Source organism: Streptomyces sp. SPB074, from assembly GCF_000154905.1.
GTDB lineage: Bacteria > Actinomycetota > Actinomycetes > Streptomycetales > Streptomycetaceae > Streptomyces.
Genome location: NZ_GG770539.1, coordinates 4,552,914 through 4,556,842, shown reverse-complemented (window position 1 = coordinate 4,556,842; position 3,929 = coordinate 4,552,914). Strand labels below are relative to the sequence as shown.

Genomic DNA, 3,929 nt, shown 5'->3' with positions numbered 1-3,929 from the left:
CCGCCTCCGCCCACCGGGCCGCCTTCGACGCGGCCCCGGTGCCGATGGCGCTCCTGGACGAGACCGGCACCATCACCGCCGCCAACCCGGCCCTGCACCAGTACCTCGCCCTGCCCGCCGCCTCGCTCGCGGGGCGCCCCCTCACCCACCTCACGGCTCTCGGTCTCGCCCCGCACACCGCCCCCGCGCTCCCCGAGGTGCTCAGCGGGCGCCGTCACCACCTCGTGTGCACGCGCCGGATCGTCTCGCCCCGGGGCGGCGAGGTGTGGGCCGAGCTGCGGCTCGCCCACCTCGCGGCCGAGCGCGGCGCCCTCCTCACGATCCGCGACACGAGCCAGGGCCACGACCTCAGGGCCCGGCTGCGCACCGCCGAACGCGAGGACCCGCTGACCCGGCTCGCGGGCCGCGCCCACTTCCTCGACCGCCTCGCGGACACGCTGGAGGAGCACGGGCTGCGCGGCGGCCGGGGACGGGTCGGCCTGTGCGTCCTCGGCCTGGACGGCTTCCGGCACGTCAACACCGCCCACGGGCACCTCGTCGGCGACCACCTGCTCCGCGCGGTGGCGGCCCGGCTCGCCCGCCTCGCCCCGCGCCTCGCGGCCGGACCGGGCGAGGCCCCCGTACTCGCCCGGCTCGGCGGCGACGAGTTCGCGCTCCTCGTGCGCGAGACGACGGGCCCCGGGCAGCTCGGCGAACTCGCCGCGACGGTGCTGCGCGAGCTGGGCGAGCCGTACGACATCGCGGGACGGCGCCTCGCCGTCTCCGCCTCGGCCGGGGTCGCCGAGCTGCGCGCCCGCGAGACGAGCCCGGCCGAGCTGCTGCGCGCCGTCACGACCGCGCTCGGCTGGGCCAAGGCCGAGGGCAGGGGCAGGTGGGCCCTGTTCGACTCCGCGCGCAGCGAGGACGGCGCCCATCAGGACCTGCTCGCGACCGCGCTGCGGCCCGCCGTGCGCGACGGCGAGTTCGAGCTGGAGTACCAGCCCCTCGTGGCCCTCGCCGACGGCACCCTGCACGGGGTCGAGGCGCTGGTGCGCTGGCGGCACCCGCGCTTCGGACGGCTCACCCCGAACCGTTTCATCGACGTCGCCGAGCGGGACGGCTCGATCGTCGAGCTGGGCCGCTGGGTGCTGCGCACCGCCTGCGCCCAGGCGCGCAGCTGGCAGCTCGCGCGCCCGGGAGCCCTTCCCCCCTACGTCAGCGTCAACGTCACGGTGCGGCAGTTGTGGGACTCGGACGTCGTGGCCGACGTCGCCGACGTGCTCACCGAGACCGGGCTGCCGCCGTCGCTGCTGCAACTGGAGCTGACCGAGTCCGAGGTGGTCGGGCAGACCGGGCGTCCGCTGCGGGCCCTCCAGGAACTGAGCGACATGGGGGTACGGATCGCCATCGACGACTTCGGCACCGGGTACTCGAACCTCTCCTACCTCAGCCGTCTCCCGGTCTCCGTGCTCAAACTGGACGGCTCCTTCGTCCGGGGCTTCCCCTTCGCCGTCCCGGCGCCGGAGCCCGGCACCCCGGACACCGACACCCCGGACACCGCCGCCCCCGCCACCGCCACCGCTTCCCCGGACCGGGACCGGGACCGGGACGCGGCGACCGTGATCGCCGGGGGTCCCGCCCGGTCCACCACCGCCGAGGGGCGCCCGGCGGACGAGGTCATCGTCGAGGCCCTGGTCGGCCTCGCCCACCGGCTCGGGCTCACCGTGACCGCCGAGTGCGTGGAGACCAGGAGCCAGGCGGAGCGGCTGCGGGCGATGGGCTGCGACATGGGCCAGGGGTATCTCTACTCGCGGCCCGTGCCGCCCGAGCGGATCGGCGTCCTCCTGGAGACCACGGGCCGCTGCCCCGGCTGGCCCACCCCCGCGCCCTCCTCCCCCGCGTGATCCCGCCGGGTGATCCCCCGCGCGATCCCGTCGCGGGGGAGGAGGGCGCGGTCCCGGCCGCAGACCGACGGGTGTCAGAACTCACCCGGAGAGGTGAGATCCGTCCCCCGCAGGTGGGAATCCAAGCCGTGAGGCTGCCGCCGCCCCGCAGAGCGACGGCCGTCGCCGTCCGGCACGGAGGATTGGAAGCCGCCGCCCGCGCGAGCGGGCTCCGCCGGGACGGATACGCCATGCGTGCCGCTTAACGCGGTCGTAAGGTGACCGACATGCAGGTGATCCAGTCGGCGAAGCTCGCCAATGTCTGTTACGAAATCCGTGGCCCGGTGCTCGACGAGGCGATGCGACTGGAGGCGGCGGGCCACCGCATTCTCAAGCTGAACACCGGGAACCCGGCGGCCTTCGGCTTCGAGACCCCGCCCGAGATCCTGGAGGACGTCCTCCGCAACGTCTCCTCGGCGCACGGCTACGGCGACGCGAAGGGCCTGCTCGCCGCCCGTCGCGCGGTCACGATGCACTACCAGACCCTTGGCGTCGAGTCCGACGTCGAGAACGTCTTCATCGGAAACGGCGTCTCCGAACTCATCGTCATGGCCATGCAGGCCCTGCTGGACGACGGGGACGAGGTGCTGGTCCCCGCGCCGGACTACCCGCTGTGGACCGCCGCCGTCTCGCTCGCCGGGGGCACCCCCGTGCACTACCGCTGCGACGAGCAGGCCGACTGGATGCCGGACCTCGCCGACGTCGAGCGCAAGGTCACCGACCGGACCAAGGCGCTCGTCATCATCAACCCGAACAACCCCACGGGCGCCGTCTACGACGAGGAGATGGTGCGCGGGCTCGCCGACATCGCCCGCCGCCACAACCTGCTCGTCTGCTCCGACGAGATCTACGACAAGATCCTCTACGACGACGCCACCCACACCCCGACCGCCACGCTCGCCCCCGACCTGCTGACGCTCACGTTCAACGGCATGTCGAAGGCGTACCGCGTGGCCGGCTACCGCGTGGGCTGGATGGTCGTCTCCGGGCCGCGCGCCCACGCCACCTCCTACCTGGAGGGGCTGAACATCCTGGCGAACATGCGGCTGTGCGCCAACATGCCGGGACAGCACGGTGTCGTCGCCGCGCTCACCGGCCGGCAGTCGATCGACGACCTGGTGCTGCCGGGCGGGCGGCTGCGCGAGCAGCGCGACACCGCGTACGAGCTCCTGACCCAGATCCCCGGCGTGAGCTGCGTGAAGCCCCGGGGCGCGCTCTACCTCTTCCCGCGCCTCGACCCGAAGGTCTTCAAGATCAAGGACGACCGCGAGATGGTCCTCGACCTGCTCCGCAAGGAGAAGATCATGGTGGTGCAGGGCACGGGCTTCAACTGGCCCGAGCCCGACCACTTCCGGATCGTCACCCTCCCGAACGTCCAGGACCTGACGGAGGCGGTGGGCCGGATCGGCCACTTCCTGAGCGGATACGGGCAGAACTGAGCCCGGACGGCCGGTCCCGAGAACGACCGGCTCCCGAGTACGTCCCGTTCCCGGGCACGTGCGGCTCCCGGACCGCCACCACGATCCCCAGTCGCTACGAACTCCTTCTCTGGACGGATTCTAAATTAGACGGATTCCAAGGTAGGATGCTCTCAGGCAACCCTGGAGGTCCCCCGTGTACGAGCCCATCCGCACCAGATCCGTCCATTCCACCTCCGGCGAGCAGTCCCGTTTCCCCCGCCACTCGCGCGAGGAGGAGCTGGACATCCAGCTCGCCGGGCACCTCGCCGCGCTCCTCGCGCTCACCGACGAGCTGCGCGCCCTCTCCCCCGCCGGCGAGGCGGCCGAGCTGGGCGCGGCGGGCGCCGAGCTGAGCGCGCACCTGCGCAGGCTGCGCGGCGGCAGCCCCGTACGCGCCGTCGTCTCCGTGTCGGCCCACGAGCCGGACCGCGCGGCCCTGCACCGGCGCGCGCACGCGCTCGCCGGGCGCGCCCTCGTCGTCGCCGCCTCGCGCGCCGACACGGGCGCGGCGATCCTCACCGCCCGCCGCATGGAGGCCCACGCGGCG

3 protein-coding genes are annotated in these 3,929 nt (G+C 73.7%); all 3 read left to right on the top strand.

Going from position 1 to position 3,929, the window contains the following annotated elements; all coding sequences use genetic code 11:
- The first annotated feature begins 44 nt into the window (after positions 1-44).
- A complete protein-coding gene (locus SSBG_RS19155) occupies positions 45-1,883 on the top strand; it encodes a GGDEF domain-containing phosphodiesterase (RefSeq protein ID WP_037871627.1) in 1,839 nt (612 codons plus the stop codon).
- A 266-nt stretch (positions 1,884-2,149) separates the two neighbouring features.
- The gene (locus tag SSBG_RS19150) at positions 2,150-3,361 is read left to right on the top strand and encodes a pyridoxal phosphate-dependent aminotransferase (protein ID WP_008747725.1); all 1,212 of its coding nucleotides are present in this window, start codon (positions 2,150-2,152) and stop codon (positions 3,359-3,361) included.
- Positions 3,362-3,536: 175 nt separating this feature from the next.
- A partial coding sequence (locus SSBG_RS19145) for a hypothetical protein (protein WP_037870145.1) occupies positions 3,537-3,929 on the top strand: 393 nt, incomplete at its 3' end.

Bases quoted from the DNA above. Each gene is read 5' to 3' on its own strand.
- SSBG_RS19155 (WP_037871627.1), top strand. From the start codon at position 45: ATGGCGCTCCTGGACGAGACCGGCACCATCACCGCCGCCAACCCGGCC.
- SSBG_RS19150 (WP_008747725.1), top strand. From the start codon at position 2,150: ATGCAGGTGATCCAGTCGGCGAAGCTCGCCAATGTCTGTTACGAAATC.